Origin of the sequence: Chryseobacterium oncorhynchi (assembly GCF_002899895.1) — a bacterium.
In the GTDB taxonomy this organism is placed as follows: domain Bacteria; phylum Bacteroidota; class Bacteroidia; order Flavobacteriales; family Weeksellaceae; genus Chryseobacterium; species Chryseobacterium oncorhynchi.
In genome coordinates, this window is the sequence record NZ_PPEI02000002.1 from 198447 (window position 1) to 215678 (window position 17232).

Genomic DNA, 17232 nt, shown 5'->3' on the forward strand with positions numbered 1-17232 from the left:
ATTTTAATTTAAAAAATATATGTGGCTGCTGAACTTCCGGAAATGGTTACAGCAGCGGTTTTCCCTGCAAATTTAATATTAAAATTTTCATCTGCTTTATTATCGTTCTGAACAATTACAACTGTTTTCCCTGAAGGAGTTTTAAAAGCTGCCGTTGATAAATATTTTGTCTGTGTTGAAGCAATACGCTGAGAGCCTGCAGGAACAAATTTAGAAGCATGAGCTATGATATAGTAAGCAACATTTCTGGTAAAGTTTTCACTATCAGAAACGGTAATAGCTCCCTTACATTCCGTACAACCGCCATCTGTATGAGGTGCGTATTTTGGATCGTTGGCAAGGTTCCATTCCAAGGCAGTTTTGCTCCAGTTTCTCATAGAACCGATGATTACATTTCTTGTGTGCCAGTTCAGATCTTCGTTAAAAGTTCCCTTCGAACCTGTCCATTGTTCTGTAAAATATAGGTTTTTATCAGGAAAAGCGTCATGAACTGTGCTTAATGCTGAAATATCACCTTCATATAAGTGAAAGGCAGATCCGTCTACATATTGATAAGCTTCAGGATCTTTCAGGATATCAAGAGCATATTCAGGTTTGTTGCAATTGTGATCATATACAACAATTTTAGTTTTGATATTGTTTGCTTTAAAAATCGGGCCTAAATGACCTTTGACGAAATCTCTCTGCTGATCAGACGGCATATAAAGGCTTGGATTATTTCCGGGGTGCAAAGGTTCGTTTTGAGGAGTGATCGCATCAATAGCAATCCCCTCTTTCTTCATTCCCTGAATATACTTTACAAAATAATTGGCATAGGTTCCATAAAATTCAGGTTTTAAACTTCCTCCTTTTGATTTTCCGTTATCTTTCATCCAAACCGGAGCTGACCAAGGTGCAGCAATGATTTTAATATGAGGATTGATAGCCAGTATTTCTTTCAACATCGATATTAAGGCTTTGTCTTTTGCCAAACTAAACTTCGAAAGAGAAGCATCAGTCTGCCCTTCAGGCAAATCATCATAGGAAAACACTTCACCATCAAGGTCTGAAGCCCCTATGCTTAATCTTAAATAACTGATCGAAATAGAATTTTTATCGTTACCAAAAAGTTCATTAAGCAACGCTTTTCTTTTTGACGGAGACAAACGATTGATTACCTCAACACTTCCACCCGTCAATGTATAACCGAAACCGTCAACATATTGAAACTTCTGGGTATCATCAATTTCAATATTCTGAAAGTTATTGGTATTATTTATAAATCTGACGGAAGTCTGAGCTTGTAATTTTATACTTTCGTCGCCTTTTGTAAGCCAATACTGGATTTCATTTCCTTTATTGGAAGTAACAGATGTACACGATAAAGGAAAAAGTGCCACACCACTAAGTAGTGCGGCACCTCTAAAGAAACTATATAAGTTGTGAAACTTCATGTTTAGTAACCTGGGTTTTGGGTTAGGTTTTGATTATTATCTCTTTGTCCTTGCGGAATAGGCCACAACAGCCTGTTTGGATTAAGATTACCTGCATAAGGAAGTATATTCCCATTACCATCTCTCTGCTGGGAAAGAATGGAAATAGCAGTACCTGTCCTTTTTAGATCAAACCAACGAACTCCTTCAAATGCAAGTTCTAGTTTTCTTTCTTTAAGCACTTTACCAATTCCGTCTGTTTCAGAGGAAATGGAAACGGGAGCAAGCCCCACTCTTGATCTGATTTGATTCACATATCCGGCTGCTCCAGTGAAATCACCAGTTCTTACGGCTGCCTCTGCCTGCAATAAAATGATGTCTGCATAACGAAGAATATAGAAATTTTGGGTTCCGTCTGTTTTTCTCATTTTATACATGAAAGGGTAGTTATTACTTGGCCAGTAATTATCAGACCAGGCTACCGGAGAGAATTTAACGGAAGCATTTTTTCTCTGAATATCTCCTTCATCATCAAATGTCTTGACTATATCGTTGGAAGGAACATTAAATTTTTTCCAGTCTGTCCCAAAAAACATCGAGGTTCCCCAAGCCCATACACTTCCTGCATTACCATTGGCTTCAAAGATAGATTCTGCATTTGCTTCGTGATTTCCGTCAAAAAGATTATCATAAACAGGTAGCAGACTTATGCCTGAAATATTGGATGCATATTGTTTTACTTTGGCCCAGTCCGGATTGGGTTTTGATGCATTAGCTTTAGCCAGAAGTCCATAAGCAAGGTTTTTATTGGCTCTGTATTTTTCACTTCCTGCAGGTGCATTAGCCACGGCATTTTCAAGATCAGCAAGAATCATATCATATGCTTCCTGAGCTGATTTTCTTGCGGGATAAACCTGGCTATATACCTCATCAAAGTTATCTGCATTTACTCCTATTACAGCTTTGGTTACCAAAGGAATATCTCCCCATAGCTGTACAGCATGAAAATAATACATTGCTCTCATGATGGATGCCTCAGCTTTCATTTCAGTTTTTCTGGCTGATGTAAGTGCGGGATCATTAATTTCATCTACATAATTAAGGATCATATTACAATCATTGATGAAGCCGTATAAATATTTCCAGTCTCTTTCTACATTGGAATTAGTCGCAATAATACGATATTCATCCTGCTGAAAATTTTGTATGTTATCGGCTCCTGCATAGGAAACATCCGTCTGTGCGTCACCATTCATGAAATAATCCAACTGCCAGTATTCGTTTCCGAATGCAGAGTAAATGGTATTCATTCTGTTTTCTGCATCAGCTGCTGTCTTCAAAGGGTTTGTAACAGAAACCCCCTGCTCGGTAATAGGCTCAGTATCCAAAAAATCATTACAGGAAACCGCAGTCAAAAGAACTGATGCTCCAAATAGGTAATATATTGCTTTATTGATTTTCATTGTAAATAGTTTAAAAATTAGCTTTTAACCCGATAATAAAGGTTCTAACCTGTGGATAAGTACCATAATCTATTCCGAAAACAGCTCTCTCTGCACCTGTAGTACCATTGTTAGGACTGAATGCATTCACTTCTGGGTCCATTCCTGAATAATTGGTAATCGTGAAAAGGTTTTGTCCAGTCACATATACATTCAGTTTGCTTACCCCTTTGAAAGGACTCATGAAATTGTATCCTAATGTTACTGCTTTCAGTTTCAGATAAGAACCATCTTCTACAAAACGATCAGAAATAAACTGTGCAGAAGCAGAGTTCGCTCTTGGTACATCTGTAATTTGTCCGGCTGTAGTCCACCGGTTTAATACTGCTGTAGATTGATTTTTATAATCATTCATCATTTCCAGATCAAATCTGGTTGCATTAAATATATCATTTCCTACTGATCCTGTAATAAGCATATCCAGATACCAGTTTTTATATTTGAAATTATTGCTGAAACCAAAGGTAAAGTCGGGGTTAGGGTTTCCAATATATCCTCTGTCTTCAGGTTTCAACTCTGTATAAGAAACTACTTTTCCGCTTGCATTTACATACATCATATCTCCATTATTAGGATTTACTCCGGAAGTTTTATATCCGTAGAACATTCCTAAAGGCTGTCCTTCTTCAAATCGAACCAAGGTTCCCATTCCTTCAATATTGGCAGCAGGAATTGTTCTAAGTTCTTTATTAAGATGGGTTATTTTATTATTTGTAAATGAGATATTAAATGAAGTATTCCATGTGAAATCTTCATTTTTAATATTCATTGTATTTAAAGACAATTCCAATCCTTTATTTTCAAGGGAACCTATATTTCTGTAAATTCTAAGTTTCTGAGGACCTAAATCAAATGGTGTAATCAAATTATCCGTCTTTCTTTGATAGGCATCAATACTGAATCTGATACGGTTAGTAAGCAGTCCTAAATCTAAACCAACGTTACTATCTGTTGTGGTTTCCCAAGCCAAATCTCCACTGTCATACTGGGAGACTGTATAAACAGGAACTCCATTGGTCCAAAATGGATTGTAAAGATTAAAGTGAGAATAAGCAGGAATTGCAGATGCATTACCGGTTTTTCCCCAGCCTCCTCTTAATTTCAACTCACTAATTACCTTACTGTCTGCTAAAAAATTTTCTTTGGAAATCAACCAAGAAGCAGAAACTCCCGGAAAGAATCCCCATTTATTGCCAGAGGCCAAAGCTGAGTTTCCATTTTGTCTGAAAACCCCCATTACGGTATATTTACCGTTAAGCGTATAAAGCGCTCTTCCGAAAAATGAAACTTGTCTCAGGATTTCTTTACGGATATCATAGCTTTGATTTTTTGCCAGATCATAACTAAAATTAAAAGTATCATTAGGAAAATTATCACCCCCATAATACTTGCTCTGAAAGTTCCTTTCATTAATCTGAACACCTCCAAGCAAGGAGAAATCATGGATGGATCTCTTCAGGGTATAATTCAATGTATTTTCAAAATTATATTCTTGGAACTGGGTGAATTCCTGAGAACCTATTCCAAACTTTGATCTTCCGTAACTTGTCTGATATCCGTCTGTAAACTTAGTATTTCTGGAATCTATCATATCAAAAGAAACAGAGGGTTTCCAAGTAAGATCTTTTAGAAGTCTCACTTCAAGCCCTAAATTACTTAAAAATCTCTGAGTAAGGGTTTTATCCTTTCTAGATTGATAAGCTACAGGGTTTTCCCATGATGATTGATAAGGGTTGGGGCCATACTGCCCAGGTTTATAACCATCTTTTATGGCTCCTGTAGCCGGATCATATATTTCCGGATCTGAAGGATTCATTATGACCTGATTTCCGTATACAGGAAGAAAAGTAGGGGTATTAAATGCACTTAATACAACACCTCCTCTTGCAGTACTTAGATTATCATTCGTATTCGTAAGATTGGTAATAAAATAGTTCACGGTTGAATTTAACTTTAACCATGGTAAGATAACGGCATCCAGATTAACTTTTGCCGATGTCCTTTGAAATCTTGAAGGCTTTATAATTCCGTCAATATCCTGATAACCCAATGCAGCGTAAGCTTTAACATTTTCATTGCCAAAGGCATAATTTACGTTATAGTTTTGATCAAAACCTGTTTGAAAAACTTCTTTTGTCCAATCTGTATTAATACCTACATAACGAGGATTGTTTGCTGTGGAAAGATAATCTCCGCCACCATTCAGCTTGATATCTCCCAGCAATGATCTATACTGATCCTGATTAAGAACATCAATATTTTTCATGATTTTAGAAAATCCCCAATACGCATTAAAATTCAGCTGAGGTTTTCCGATCTTTCCTCTTTTGGTAGTAATGATCACAACTCCGGAAGAACCATTGATTCCATAAATTGCTGTAGAGGATGCATCTTTTAGAATCGTCATATCGAGAATGTCATCGGTATTGATCCCGCTTATGTCATTGGTCTGTATACCATCCACCACATACAAAGGGCTTACAGATGATGAAATAGAGTTATTACCTCTGATTTTAACCTCTATCCCTGCTCCTGGCTTTCCAGAAGCCTGGGTAACATTCACTCCTGCAGCCTGCCCTTGCAATGCTTGTCCTACACTGTAAATAGGCCTATTATCAAAGGCATCTGCTTTTACAGTAGAAACAGCACTTGTAAGATTCTGCTTTTTAACCCCTCCATACCCTATCATTACAATTTCTTCTATTTTGTTTTCTTTAGAAACCGTGTCCTTCTTGGTCTGGGCACTGAAGTTGGCCGTAAAATAGAGGACGGCAATCACTCCTAGGCTTCTCGATATTCTTACATTCATATACAGCTATTTGTTTTAATTCTCAAATTGAGACAATAAAAATATATTATTTTTCATTTAATTAACATTAGATTCACAAATATTTTAATTTTTCGTTTATTATTGAGGGTTAAAAGCCATATCTTAGCACCTATAATTCATAAAAAGTTATAAAAATTCATAAAGCTAATCCCCGAAATGACCGCCAAGATCTCCCATATCTCACTTCCATTAAAATTGACTTTCCTTATTTTCTCAATGGTTTTAAACTGTATGGGTCTTATTATTCTACAGCTTTCCGAAGCCAATATTTCCTATGGAGAGCTAGGATTTTTGGAATCTTTTAAGGATCTTCCCATTGCTTTTATCTCTCTTTTTGCTGTGGGGTTCATCAATAAAACCGGTGCAAAAAAGGCATTGATCTCTGCATTAGCTATTGTTGGGTTGTGTTCTTGTCTTCTCCCGTTCATAGCAGATTTTTGGTTTTACAAATTATGGTTCGCCATCATCGGAGCCTGCTTTGCTATTGGTAAAATTTGTGTATTTGGGATCATCAGGAATAATATTTCGGATGAAAAATCACTGGCAAAAACAATGAATAGCGTGGAAGCCTCTTTTATGATAGGAATCTTTCTGGTGAACACCGGTTTTGGATGGCTGATTTCAAGCCAATATTCCGAGTTCTGGAAATTTGGATTTCTATTGATCGCTGTTTTATCTGCTGTAACCATTTTTCTGATCTCGAAGATAGAAATAACGGAGTCTAAACCTTTGGAAAATAAAAGTATCTTCACCGAACTCTCCGGATTTACGACCCCTGTTGTAGCTTTATTTCTGGGTGTCGTTTTCTTTATTGTATTTGTGGAGCAAGGTTTCAACTCATGGTTGCCCTCTTTTTATAAAAATCATTTGAAAGTGAATTCATTTTTTGCTCTTCAGGCTACTTCTTTCCTTTCTCTTTTTTCATATGCCGGGAGAACCATCACAGCCAATGTTATTCGCAGGTTTTCATTATCGGGTTACTATATTTCATGCGTATCTTTAATTATTGCCTTGCTGCTTATTATTTTAGGAATTCAGTACTTTGGTTCTGAAGATTCAAGGCTGATCCTTTTCTTATTTCCGGTAATAGGGCTATTTTTATCACCACTCTACCCTGTCATCAATTCAAAAATGATTGCACAGGTAGATAAGGAAAAGGTAAATTTGTTCACTTCTCTTATTGTTATTTTCTCTTCTCTGGGGAGTTCTGTAAGCTCTATTATCATGGCTGTACTCTTCGGGAAGCAACTCTTAAACTTTTATCCACTATATATTTTATTTTCTGTAATTCTTCTTTTTGTGATTAGTTTGATGTATTTTAACGTCTCAAAAAGATTATATAGAAAATAGTTTTATTTTTACAACCATGAAAATTAAAGACACAAAGAACAAAGAAACACTTCGGGAACTTATTGACACAAAAGATTTCGTTGCTCACATCTCTGTTGACTGTACTATATTCGGCTTTCACAATAATATTTTGAAAGTATTGTTATTAAAGTATCATGATCTGGACCTGTGGTCACTTCCGGGAGGTTTTGTTTTTAATGATGAAGATCTGCGGGAAGCTGCAGAGAGAGTACTCTATGAAAGAACGCATCTTCAGAATTTATTTTTAAAGCAGTTTCATACGTTTGGAAGAATTGACCGTACCGAAAATAATGTACATCAAATCCTGCTTAAAAATAAGGGTATAGAAGTACCGGAAGATCACTGGATTTTTCAAAGGTTTATTACCGTGGGCTACTGCAGTCTTATTGATTTTTCAATAACAGATACGTTTCCGGATGCTTTCAATGAAAGCTGTGAATGGTTCGAAGTCAGCAAGTTGCCCAAGATGGCATTCGATCATGACAGAATTATAGAAACCGGTTTAGAATATCTGAGAATGAATATCAATACTGAAGTGGCGGCCAGTAATCTTCTCCCTGAGAAATTTACAATGAAAGATCTTCAAGCGCTTTATGAAACTATTTTAGGGCAAAAATTCAGAAGAAATAACTTCCAGAGAAAAATTTTAAGCCTGAATATTCTGGACAGACTTGAAAAGCTATATGATGGTTCGGCTAACAAGGCTCCGTACTTGTATAAATTTAAAAGTGAAGTTCACAATGCGACTAACCAATACCCTATCTCCAATGATGAGGAGGTCTAAAATATGAAATTTATCTCTTAAACAGAGAAAACCTGAATTATCTCTTTGAAAACCAGTGTTAATATAAGTTTTCAAAAAAATTTCTCAAACACCACGAAAAATGTTATTTTTAACAAAATCAAAAAATCATGTCATATTATCCTCTTACAAGCATCCCTGATTATTATGGAATTGATGCTTTACTTACTGAAGAACACAAACTGATCCGCCAATCTGTAAGAGACTGGGTTGAAAGTTTTGTAATGCCGCAGATTGATCAGGCAGCCCAAAATCATACAGATCTTCCGGGCTTAATGAGAGAATTGGGGAAAATTGGAGCATTAGGCCCTTATATTCCTGTTGAATATGGCGGTTCCGGATTAGATCAGATTTCTTATGGTCTTATCATGCAGGAATTGGAAAGAGGAGATTCTGCAGTACGTTCTGCTGCTTCTGTACAAAGTTCTTTGGTGATGTTCCCAATTAATGAGTTTGGATCTGAGGAACAGAAAAAGAAATATCTTCCGAAGCTTGCTGCAGGAGAAATGATTGGGTCTTTTGGGTTAACTGAGCCGAACCACGGTTCTGATCCAAGTTCTATGGAAACTTACTTTAAGGATATGGGAGACCACTATCTTTTAAATGGTGCTAAAATGTGGATTACAAACTCTCCTCTTTGCGATATTGCAGTAGTATGGGCAAAGAATGAGGAAGGAAAAATACAAGGATTGATTGTTGAAAGAGGAATGGAAGGCTTCACTACTCCGGAAACACACAATAAATGGAGCTTAAGAGCTTCCAAAACAGGAGAATTGGTATTCAACGATGTAAAGGTTCCGAAAGAAAACCTACTTCCTGGAGTAACAGGATTAAAAGGACCTTTATCTTGTCTGAATTCTGCAAGATATGGAATTTCATGGGGAGTAATTGGTGCCGCTATTGATTGCCACTGTACTGCTGTTCAATACTCTAAGGAGAGAAAGCAATTTGGAAAAGCAATTGGTTCTTTTCAGCTTCAACAGAAAAAACTGGCTGAATTCTTAACAGAGATTACAAAAGCTCAGTTATTATGTCTTCAGTTAGGAAATCTTAAAAATGCACATAAAGCTACACCTGCTCAAATTTCAATGGCGAAACGTAACAACGTAAAAATGGCGATTGATATTGCAAGAGAATCAAGACAGATTCTTGGAGGAATGGGAATCATGGGTGAATTCCCGATGATGAGACATGCTGCCAATTTAGAATCCGTAATTACCTATGAAGGAACTCACGATGTTCACTTATTAATTACCGGTTTGGATATTACAGGAATTAATGCTTTTTAATTAAAGCTAAAAAATAGAGTAAAAGAGTCTGATCAATGAGATCAGGCTCTTTTATTTTACTCACATTTCAGAGAATTGATATTCAATGAATAGCTATTGATGTCTTAATATTTTTGTGGATTTGATAAAACTATTACCTTAATACCACTTAAAAGACAACGATATGAAAAAAATCACTACTTTTCTATTAGGCCTTACCGCTCCATTCTATTTTGCCCAGCAAGCTGGTGACGTGGTAAGCGCTGAACAAAAACTGGATTTAACTCCGCAGGATGTTATTAATTTTATTGCCAATAATCTTGGTGAACAGAATGCTCCTGACTTTGCAAGTTATCTCAATAGCTTCAATGTAGGTTTAAAAGGTTACAAAATTACCTATTACACCAAAAATGAAAATAATGTCCTTGTAAAAGCTACCGGACTTCTCATGTATCCTAATGTAGGCTATAAACTCTCCACAGTTGTATCGGATCACGGAACTACTGACAGCAGACAGAATGTTCCTTCTAATTTTAAAGGAGCTTTAACTGCCGGATTTGTGGTTGAACTTTCTTATGTTCTCAATGGTTATATTTTGATGGCCCCTGACTATGTAGGGATGGGAACAGGAGACGGTGTTCATCCTTATGTAGACTATGCTACCGAAGCCGGAGCAACCATAGATTTTGTAACGGCAGCTAATAAAGTATTGGCACAATTGGGTATAAAACGTTATGATGAATATTTTTTGGCCGGATATTCCCAAGGAGCACATGCAGCAATGTCTACCCTAAAAAGATTAAGCATTTCCAACCCTACCAATCTGAAATTTAAGTATGCTTACATGGGAGACGGACCTTACGACTTCTCCGGAGTTACCTTGAATAAAGGAGTTTTAGAAAAAGACTTTTATCCGTTTACTTCATTTCTTGCCAATGTTCTTCATACCTGCAACAATACAGGATTCAAAACTTACAATACGGATATTTCAGAGGTAATTTCTGCGGAATACCTCGATAAATATAACTATCATGTAGTTCAGGATAACGGAGGTTTATTATGGGGCCCCGTAATCTGGAAGAAACTTTTCACCAATAATTTCATCAATGATGTCACCAATAATCAGAACAATAAGCTTCGACTGTGTATGAAGCCTAAGGATGTGTACGATTGGTACAACAAAACTCCGATGACCTTGGGCCATTCCACCGTTGATTTAGCCATCCCGCCTGAAAACACTTCCAAAACCATTGATGTACAAAGAGGGTATTATGCCTGGTGGGATTTGAATAAATACAAACTGGATTCTTTTTATTGGGGACCCATAGGCCATGTTGGCGGAATTCTTCCATTTACATTAGCGTCCAATGCGAAATTCAATACACTAAGAAGCGGAGGTCTTCTTAACCAATGGGCAATAGCAGGATCTATTTTTGGTAAGCAAGCAGCAAACAATACTGATCAGGAAACCCCTTCTCTATACTCTTCTCAGATCAAGCCTCAACTGGGAAATATGGAACTTCTAGAAATCACAGATTTTAATAAAGAAAAAGCAGTCAGCAGGTCCACAGCAAACCGTAGCCTGTCCTCTTTAGAAGATGGTGTTTATCTTCTAAAAGTATCGGAAAACAATGAAAGTAAAATGATTCCGTATATTAAAAACACCCCAAAGGAAGTTGCAGAAAATGAGATTGTACAATCAGAAAGCACTGCTCTTTTGAAATTAAAGGTCAATCAGGATGAGCTTTCTTCCATCAATATCTTTGATGAAAACAAGTCTCTGGTTAAAACTGTATCTAAGGATCAGTATCAGGAAAACGGCGGAATCAGCCTGCAAAATCTGGCCTCCCAAAAGTATACGTTTGAAGTAGTAACTTCTTACTATAATCTACAGTTCAGCAAGTCTATTGGAAAACCATCGGAAAACAATGCTGATATCTTTACACAAAACCGACAAATAAAAGCCAGAGCTAATAATGACATCAAAAACATCAGTATCTACAATATTTCCGGAGCTTTAATTCTTCAGCAGGAAGTGAATGCTCTCCAATTTGAATCAAGAGGTTTGGAATCCGGAGTTTATGTAGTACAGGTTACTCTTTCCAATGGAAAAACAATCAATAAAAAAGTTAAACTATAACATCTAATCCATATTCTATAATATCATTTCAAGTTAATTTTGGCACTCCAGCAATGGGGTGCTTTTTATTTTTAAAATCCATTTCAATTTTTAATATCTCAACGGTGTAGGTCCTTATTTTTTCGCAAAACACAAATAACTCTAAAAAAAATAATTGGAAATATTATTTAAAACACATAATTGAAGTAAGTAATTATCCCTATTACAGAGTATTCACAGACATTTCCCAAGTATTCCTTTCAATAAAAGTTAAAAGTTGTTAAATGATTTTTGTCACTTATTTTAAATTATTCTAAATAAGATTAGTAAACTTATAAAGAGGCTCCTAACTTTGCCGAAAGAATAATGTCCCGATGGTAAATGACCTCATATCTCCTATTAAATTTCAAATTTTCTCTTTCTTATTTTTTTTCGTTACAGCTACAACAGCCAATGCACAGGAACAACATGTTGCTATTTTAATCGAAGTAAAAAGTATTGATTTTAAACCAGTTAAAGATTCTGAGATAAAAATTGAATCAGATCAAAATAAATATTCAGCAACCACCAATGACAAAGGAATTTCAACAATAACCCTTATCCCAGGAAACTATAAGATTGAAATTCGTAAGAATGGAACCCTTGGTTATACCAATAGAATATCCGTTACAAAGCCGGAAACATTTGCCATTTCATTTACAGAAAAGATCAACAAGATTGAAGAAGTTGTCATTACCGCAAAAGAAGGAAAAGGCCTTACCTCATCATCCATTATCAGTCAGCGTGCCATGCAGCACTTGCAACCATCCAGTTTTACTGACCTTTTGGAGTTGCTTCCCGGTGGAAGATCTACGGATCCTGTCCTGAATCAGGTCAATAAAATACAACTCCGCGAAACAGGCAATCCGGGGACTGATTATAACACTTCAGCCATGGGAACTACCTTTCTGGTAGATGGAGCTCCGTTAAATTCCGGTTCCAACCTTCAATATACCTATGATTTCTTAGACAAAACCAATAACGGACTTAAAAGAAGACTTAATATTACCAGCGGTGTAGACATGCGAAGCATTTCCACAGACCAGATTGAACGCGTGGAAGTCCTGCGTGGAATTCCCTCTGTGATCTACGGAAACCTAACTTCAGGAATTGTAAAGATCACCAACAGATCAGGATACACAAAATGGAGAGCAAGATTCAAGGCAGATGGCTACAGTAAGCTTTTTGCTCTTAGCAAAGGATTTGAAAACAAGGAACATAACCTGAAAATAAATGCAGGAATTGACTACCTGAATGCAAAATCAGATCCAAGGGACCGATTGGAAAATTATAAAAGAATTACAGCTAATCTCTCTTTAATAAAAGAAAAGAAGCACACCACAGGAACTTCCAGATGGCAGACCAACCTTAGTTATACCACATCTCTGGATGGATCAAAGACTGATCCGGATGTAGACCTATCTGATCTGAATTCTTATGAAGTCAACAATCATTTACTGAGCCTATCCAATACTTTTACCTATACAAAAAATCAACCTGTTTTTTATAGATCAACAGAAGTTCAGGCAACTGTTAATCAAAGATTTGATAAGATTAAGCAGACCAAGTTCATCCAGTTGGAAAATGCAATGGCTTTTCCTTTGTCAAGAACAGAAGGAGAATACGATGGCTATTACCCGGAAGCCCGCTATATTTCCAACTATACAGTAGATGGGAAGCCACTTGATGTATTTGTAAAAATGATCAACAACTTCCAATTGGATCTGAAACCTTTTAAAAATGAATTCAATACAGGTTTTGACTGGCAGCTCAGTAAAAATTGGGGGGATGGACAATTATTTGATGTTTATAAACCCATAGATCCTAAATCTACATTCAGACCCCGCGCCTATCGTGATATTCCTGCCTATGTTACCTCTGCTTTATTTCTGGAGTCTATCAGTACTTTTGAACCGGGAAGACATAAACTGACTTTGGCATTGGGACTGAGAGGAAATCTAATGATGAACCTACCCTCTCATTTCAAAATGAACGGAAAGGTTTATCCGGATCCCAGAGCAAATTTCCAATGGGAATTGCCGTCTTTTAACTGGATGCAAAAAAAGGCTCAGATTGCCCTTACACTAGGATATGGAAAGCAAAGTTTATTTCCTGACCTCAGTTTGCTATACCCAGAACTGATTTACAAAGATATTCAGCAGCTGAATTATTTCCATAATAATCCAAATTACAGAAGAGTCAATTACAAAACGATTATCTATAACCCACAGAACCCTGGAATAGAGCCTGCAACGAATGAAAAGTTTGAAGCAAGAATCGATTTTAGTCTGGGAGCACACCAGCTATCTGTAACTGCTTTTAAGGAAAATATGCATAATGCTTTCCGTTCTATGAATGAATATGCACAGTATCAGTATAAGAAATATGATACTTCAGCTCTTAATCATGAGACCATAACCACTCCACCGGATGTGAGCACCCTTCCGTATCAGACTATCAATGAAAACTTCACGTATACCACCCAAAGGAACGGTAGTAAGATTGATAAAGAAGGAATTGAATTTCAGTATTCTTCCAACAGAATTCCTGTCATCAATACGAGATTTACTCTGAATGGAGCGTGGTTCCGCACAAAATATGGGAACAGCTTCCCTGTCTACAGAGGTCGTGATCTTACCATTAACGGAAGACCTTACCCCTATCTCGGATTGTATGAAGGAATGGAACCTAGCTCGGTAAATGAAGTTCTGAATACGAATTTGATGCTGGATACCTACATTCCAAAGCTTGATCTGATATTTTCATCTTCCATCCAGTTCTCGTGGTATTCTATGAGAAAACTGGATCCTATGAACGGAATACCGAGCCATTATGTAAACCAGGATGGTGTTATTCTTCCCTTTGATCCTGATGCGGCAAGAGGAACAATTCTGGAAAACTTAATTATTGCGCAAAACGATGCCCGCTACAACGCCACAAGAAGACCTTTGGAAACCAATCTCAACTTTAAGGTAACCAAAAGTTTCAGACATAAGACTGTGGTAGTATCCATGTTTGCCAACAGGCTTTTCAGTTATTACGCGCCTTATAGCATTAATGGTATCACTATCAATAGAAAAGGAGCCTACGATCCTTATTTCGGGATGGAGATCAACTTCAATTTATAACAATTTCAATTTAATAAAGTTATGTTAAAACATTTATTTAGAACACTATTACTATTGTGTGCTGTAATCAGCTTTGCAGCCTGTTCTTCGGACTCAGATTCTCCGGAGGCACAAACATCGTTAAAACTGGAACTGAAAGTAGTTCCTGAAGATATTCAGGTTAAAGAATATAAAAACCTTACTGTAAGCTTCAAGGAGCTTAATACCGGATTTACTACTACTCAGGAATTAAAAAATTCCAATACTCTAAAGGTAACCCTACCATCCGGAACCTATAATGTTACTGTGGAGGGAAGCATTATCTATAATGACAATTCAGTACCTACAGAAGCCAAAGTAGGCGGTGTACAAACCGGAATGGTAGTTAATGGAAACGAAATCAGCAAAACAATTACTATTGCCATGAAAGCCGGAAGTGGAGATCTGATTTTAGAGGAAGTATTTTTTACAGGAACAAAAACTCCCCAAGGAGCTATGTATTTTGGTGACCAGTATTTTAAAATCACCAATAACACAGATCAGACTTTATATGCTGACGGAATGCTATTGATCCAATCCAGCTTTATGACCAATGAGAAGCAGGATTATAGCCCAAATATTATGGGAACAACATTCTCTGCCGGTGCTATCATCAAAATTCCGGGGACAGGAACTACTTACCCTGTATTACCGGGAGAATCTATTGTTATTGCAGAAGATGCCATTAATCACAAGGAATTCAACCCTGCTTCGGTTAATCTTTCTCAAGCTAATTTCCAGATCTTTAAGGAAGATTCTGATGATATCGATAACCCTGCAGTACCAAAAATGGTAAACGTTTTTGAAAAAATGGTTATTCATACTCAGGGATACTATGCTTATGCCCTAGCCCGTATGCCAAAAGGAATGAGCCATGAAGTCATGGTAGCTCAAAATACTTACACCTATACTTACAATCTTACCTTTGGAGGAGATGTTTATCCGATGGATGGAATTGCTGTTAAAATTCCTAATGAATGGATCACAGATGTAGTGAATCTTAGTGTACAGGATTCTTTCCAGTGGGTGGTAACTTCTCCGTCATTGGATATGGGATGGACGTCTGTCTCAGCATTTGATGGAGATAAAAACCGTTTTGGAAAAGCAGTTCGTAGAAAAGTAATAGGAAAAACAATGGATGGTAAAAACATCTTAAAGGATACCAATAATTCTACTGTAGACTTTGAACATGGTGTAAAACCGTCATTATTTAATTAAAAATGAAGAATTTTCTGTCCATACCCATTCTGTTTATATCCTTGTTCAGCATTCAAACAAATGCTCAGATCAATGATACAATTGCCGAAAAAATCCATGAAGAATACAGTTCTGAAAGAGTTTTTAAAAGCAGAATTAATGTAAATCCTGCCAGCAATATAGATGCAAGAAAATACAGCATTACAGCTTTTAATATTTTTACAGAAATCAACAATACCCCATCTGAAATACAGCAAAAAGGCAAAGGTAAAAACCTATGGGGAGCGGAAGCCCGCACTCTACAAAAGCTGGATCACCAAACAACAGTATGGGGAAATGCATCTTATTCGCAAGGAAAGAATAAACAGGTAGTATGGAATGAAAATGCCGATTATGAACTTATCTACCCCTACGTAGCTGCTGACAGCGTAGGGGGTGATATGAAATTTGAAAACTATGCCTTTTCAGGAGGATATTCAAAGCAGATCAACACCTATACCATCGGGATTACCGGAAGCTATAAGGCAAGCCTAAGCTACCGTGATACAGACCCAAGACCCAAGAATACAACAGCCAATTTTTCACTGGCTTTGGGAATCAATAAAATGATATTCAAGAAGTTTAAAGTTGGGGTTTATTTCGATGCTGAAAAGTACACTCAGAAGCATTATCTGAGTTTTGTGAGCAATCAGGGGTTTCCTACAATCTATAACATGAGCGGATTGGGAAATTATAATGAATTACTCTCCGGAAAGCTTCGTCAGGCTTACTATGAGGGATGGTCTTATGGAGGTGGCTTACAGATATTTGAACCCAATAACAGAAACTGGTACCTTAGTATTGGTCTGAAAAAATTCAATCTGGATAAACTTCTGACAGAGTATGCAGATCTTAATGCCTCAAAAATAGATGAACAGCAAGTCAGTTTTTCATTAGGAAAGTTCTTTGAAACCGATAAACTCCTCTGGGGGCTTTCTGTAGATGGAAACAGTACGGAAAGAAAGGGAACAGAAAATCTATTTCTCAATGATAATTCCAGAAATTATATTCAGATAGGTAGTGTAGAAAAATACAGTCATAAAACGAACAACATCCTCCTTAAAGGGCTGTTGCAAATGGGAAATAAAAGTACAAAATCCTCTATCATGCCCTATTTTGGATGGGGACAGGATAAAGAAAAATACACCAATCCCCTATCAATAATTGATTTAAGTAAACTAGTATATGGCGCAGACTATCAATGGTTCAAAACATTTAAAAGCAATCTGGCTATTTCGGTATCATTAGGTGTTTCGGTAACAGATATTTATCAGAAAAACGGAATATTCAATAACTCCGGAAAACCTGCTATTAATCAGATGTTGCAAGAAAATTACGCTTACCAGTCTTCTAATTTCTGGCAGTCAAAACTGGATATTAATTTCCACTTCAACGTTCCTGTGATAAAAAACGCATATGTAGGAAGCAAGATCATTTACAGCAACTTCAATAATGGTAACAATGTATTATTTGCCGCCACTATAGGAAGTATTTTTTAAATTAAAGA

General features: G+C 36.7%; 10 protein-coding genes. 7 read left to right on the top strand and 3 right to left on the bottom strand.

Features of this window, described 5'->3' with window-relative positions; genetic code table 11:
- Positions 1–8: 8 nt before the first annotated feature.
- Genes C1638_RS06570 through C1638_RS06580 form a run of 3 tightly spaced genes read right to left on the bottom strand, consistent with a single transcriptional unit; the run spans position 9 to position 5723 of the window.
- The gene (locus C1638_RS06570) at positions 9–1433 is read right to left on the bottom strand and encodes a glycoside hydrolase family 30 protein (protein ID WP_109619384.1); all 1425 of its coding nucleotides are present in this window, start codon (positions 1431–1433) and stop codon (positions 9–11) included.
- Positions 1434–1435: 2 nt separating this feature from the next.
- Complete coding sequence (locus tag C1638_RS06575; RefSeq protein WP_109619386.1) at positions 1436–2875, bottom strand: RagB/SusD family nutrient uptake outer membrane protein; 1440 nt, start codon at positions 2873–2875, stop codon at positions 1436–1438.
- A gap of 10 nt (positions 2876–2885) precedes the next feature.
- A complete protein-coding gene (locus C1638_RS06580; protein WP_109619387.1) occupies positions 2886–5723 on the bottom strand; it encodes a SusC/RagA family TonB-linked outer membrane protein in 2838 nt (945 codons plus the stop codon).
- A 177-nt stretch (positions 5724–5900) separates the two neighbouring features.
- Here C1638_RS06580 and C1638_RS06585 point away from each other — a divergent pair, with 177 nt between their 5' ends.
- From C1638_RS06585 to C1638_RS06615, 7 genes are all read left to right on the top strand, one after another.
- On the top strand, positions 5901–7094 hold the full coding sequence (locus C1638_RS06585) for an MFS transporter (RefSeq protein ID WP_109619389.1): 1194 nt from the start codon (positions 5901–5903) through the stop codon (positions 7092–7094).
- A 16-nt stretch (positions 7095–7110) separates the two neighbouring features.
- Positions 7111–7899, top strand: a complete 789-nt coding sequence (locus C1638_RS06590; RefSeq protein ID WP_109619391.1) for an NUDIX hydrolase — start codon at positions 7111–7113, stop codon at positions 7897–7899.
- Positions 7900–8027: 128 nt separating this feature from the next.
- Entirely contained in the window at positions 8028–9206 is a 1179-nt protein-coding gene (locus C1638_RS06595) for an acyl-CoA dehydrogenase family protein (RefSeq protein WP_109619393.1), read from the top strand.
- Positions 9207–9369: 163 nt separating this feature from the next.
- Complete coding sequence (locus C1638_RS06600; RefSeq protein ID WP_109619395.1) at positions 9370–11325, top strand: T9SS type A sorting domain-containing protein; 1956 nt, start codon at positions 9370–9372, stop codon at positions 11323–11325.
- 353 nt (positions 11326–11678) lie between these two features.
- Complete coding sequence (locus C1638_RS06605; protein WP_109619397.1) at positions 11679–14471, top strand: TonB-dependent receptor plug domain-containing protein; 2793 nt, start codon at positions 11679–11681, stop codon at positions 14469–14471.
- A gap of 21 nt (positions 14472–14492) precedes the next feature.
- Positions 14493–15707: a DUF4876 domain-containing protein gene (locus C1638_RS06610; RefSeq protein ID WP_109619399.1), complete on the top strand. Its 1215-nt coding sequence runs from the start codon at positions 14493–14495 to the stop codon at positions 15705–15707.
- A 2-nt stretch (positions 15708–15709) separates the two neighbouring features.
- Entirely contained in the window at positions 15710–17224 is a 1515-nt protein-coding gene (locus C1638_RS06615; protein WP_109619401.1) for a DUF6850 family outer membrane beta-barrel protein, read from the top strand.
- Positions 17225–17232 lie beyond the last annotated feature (8 nt).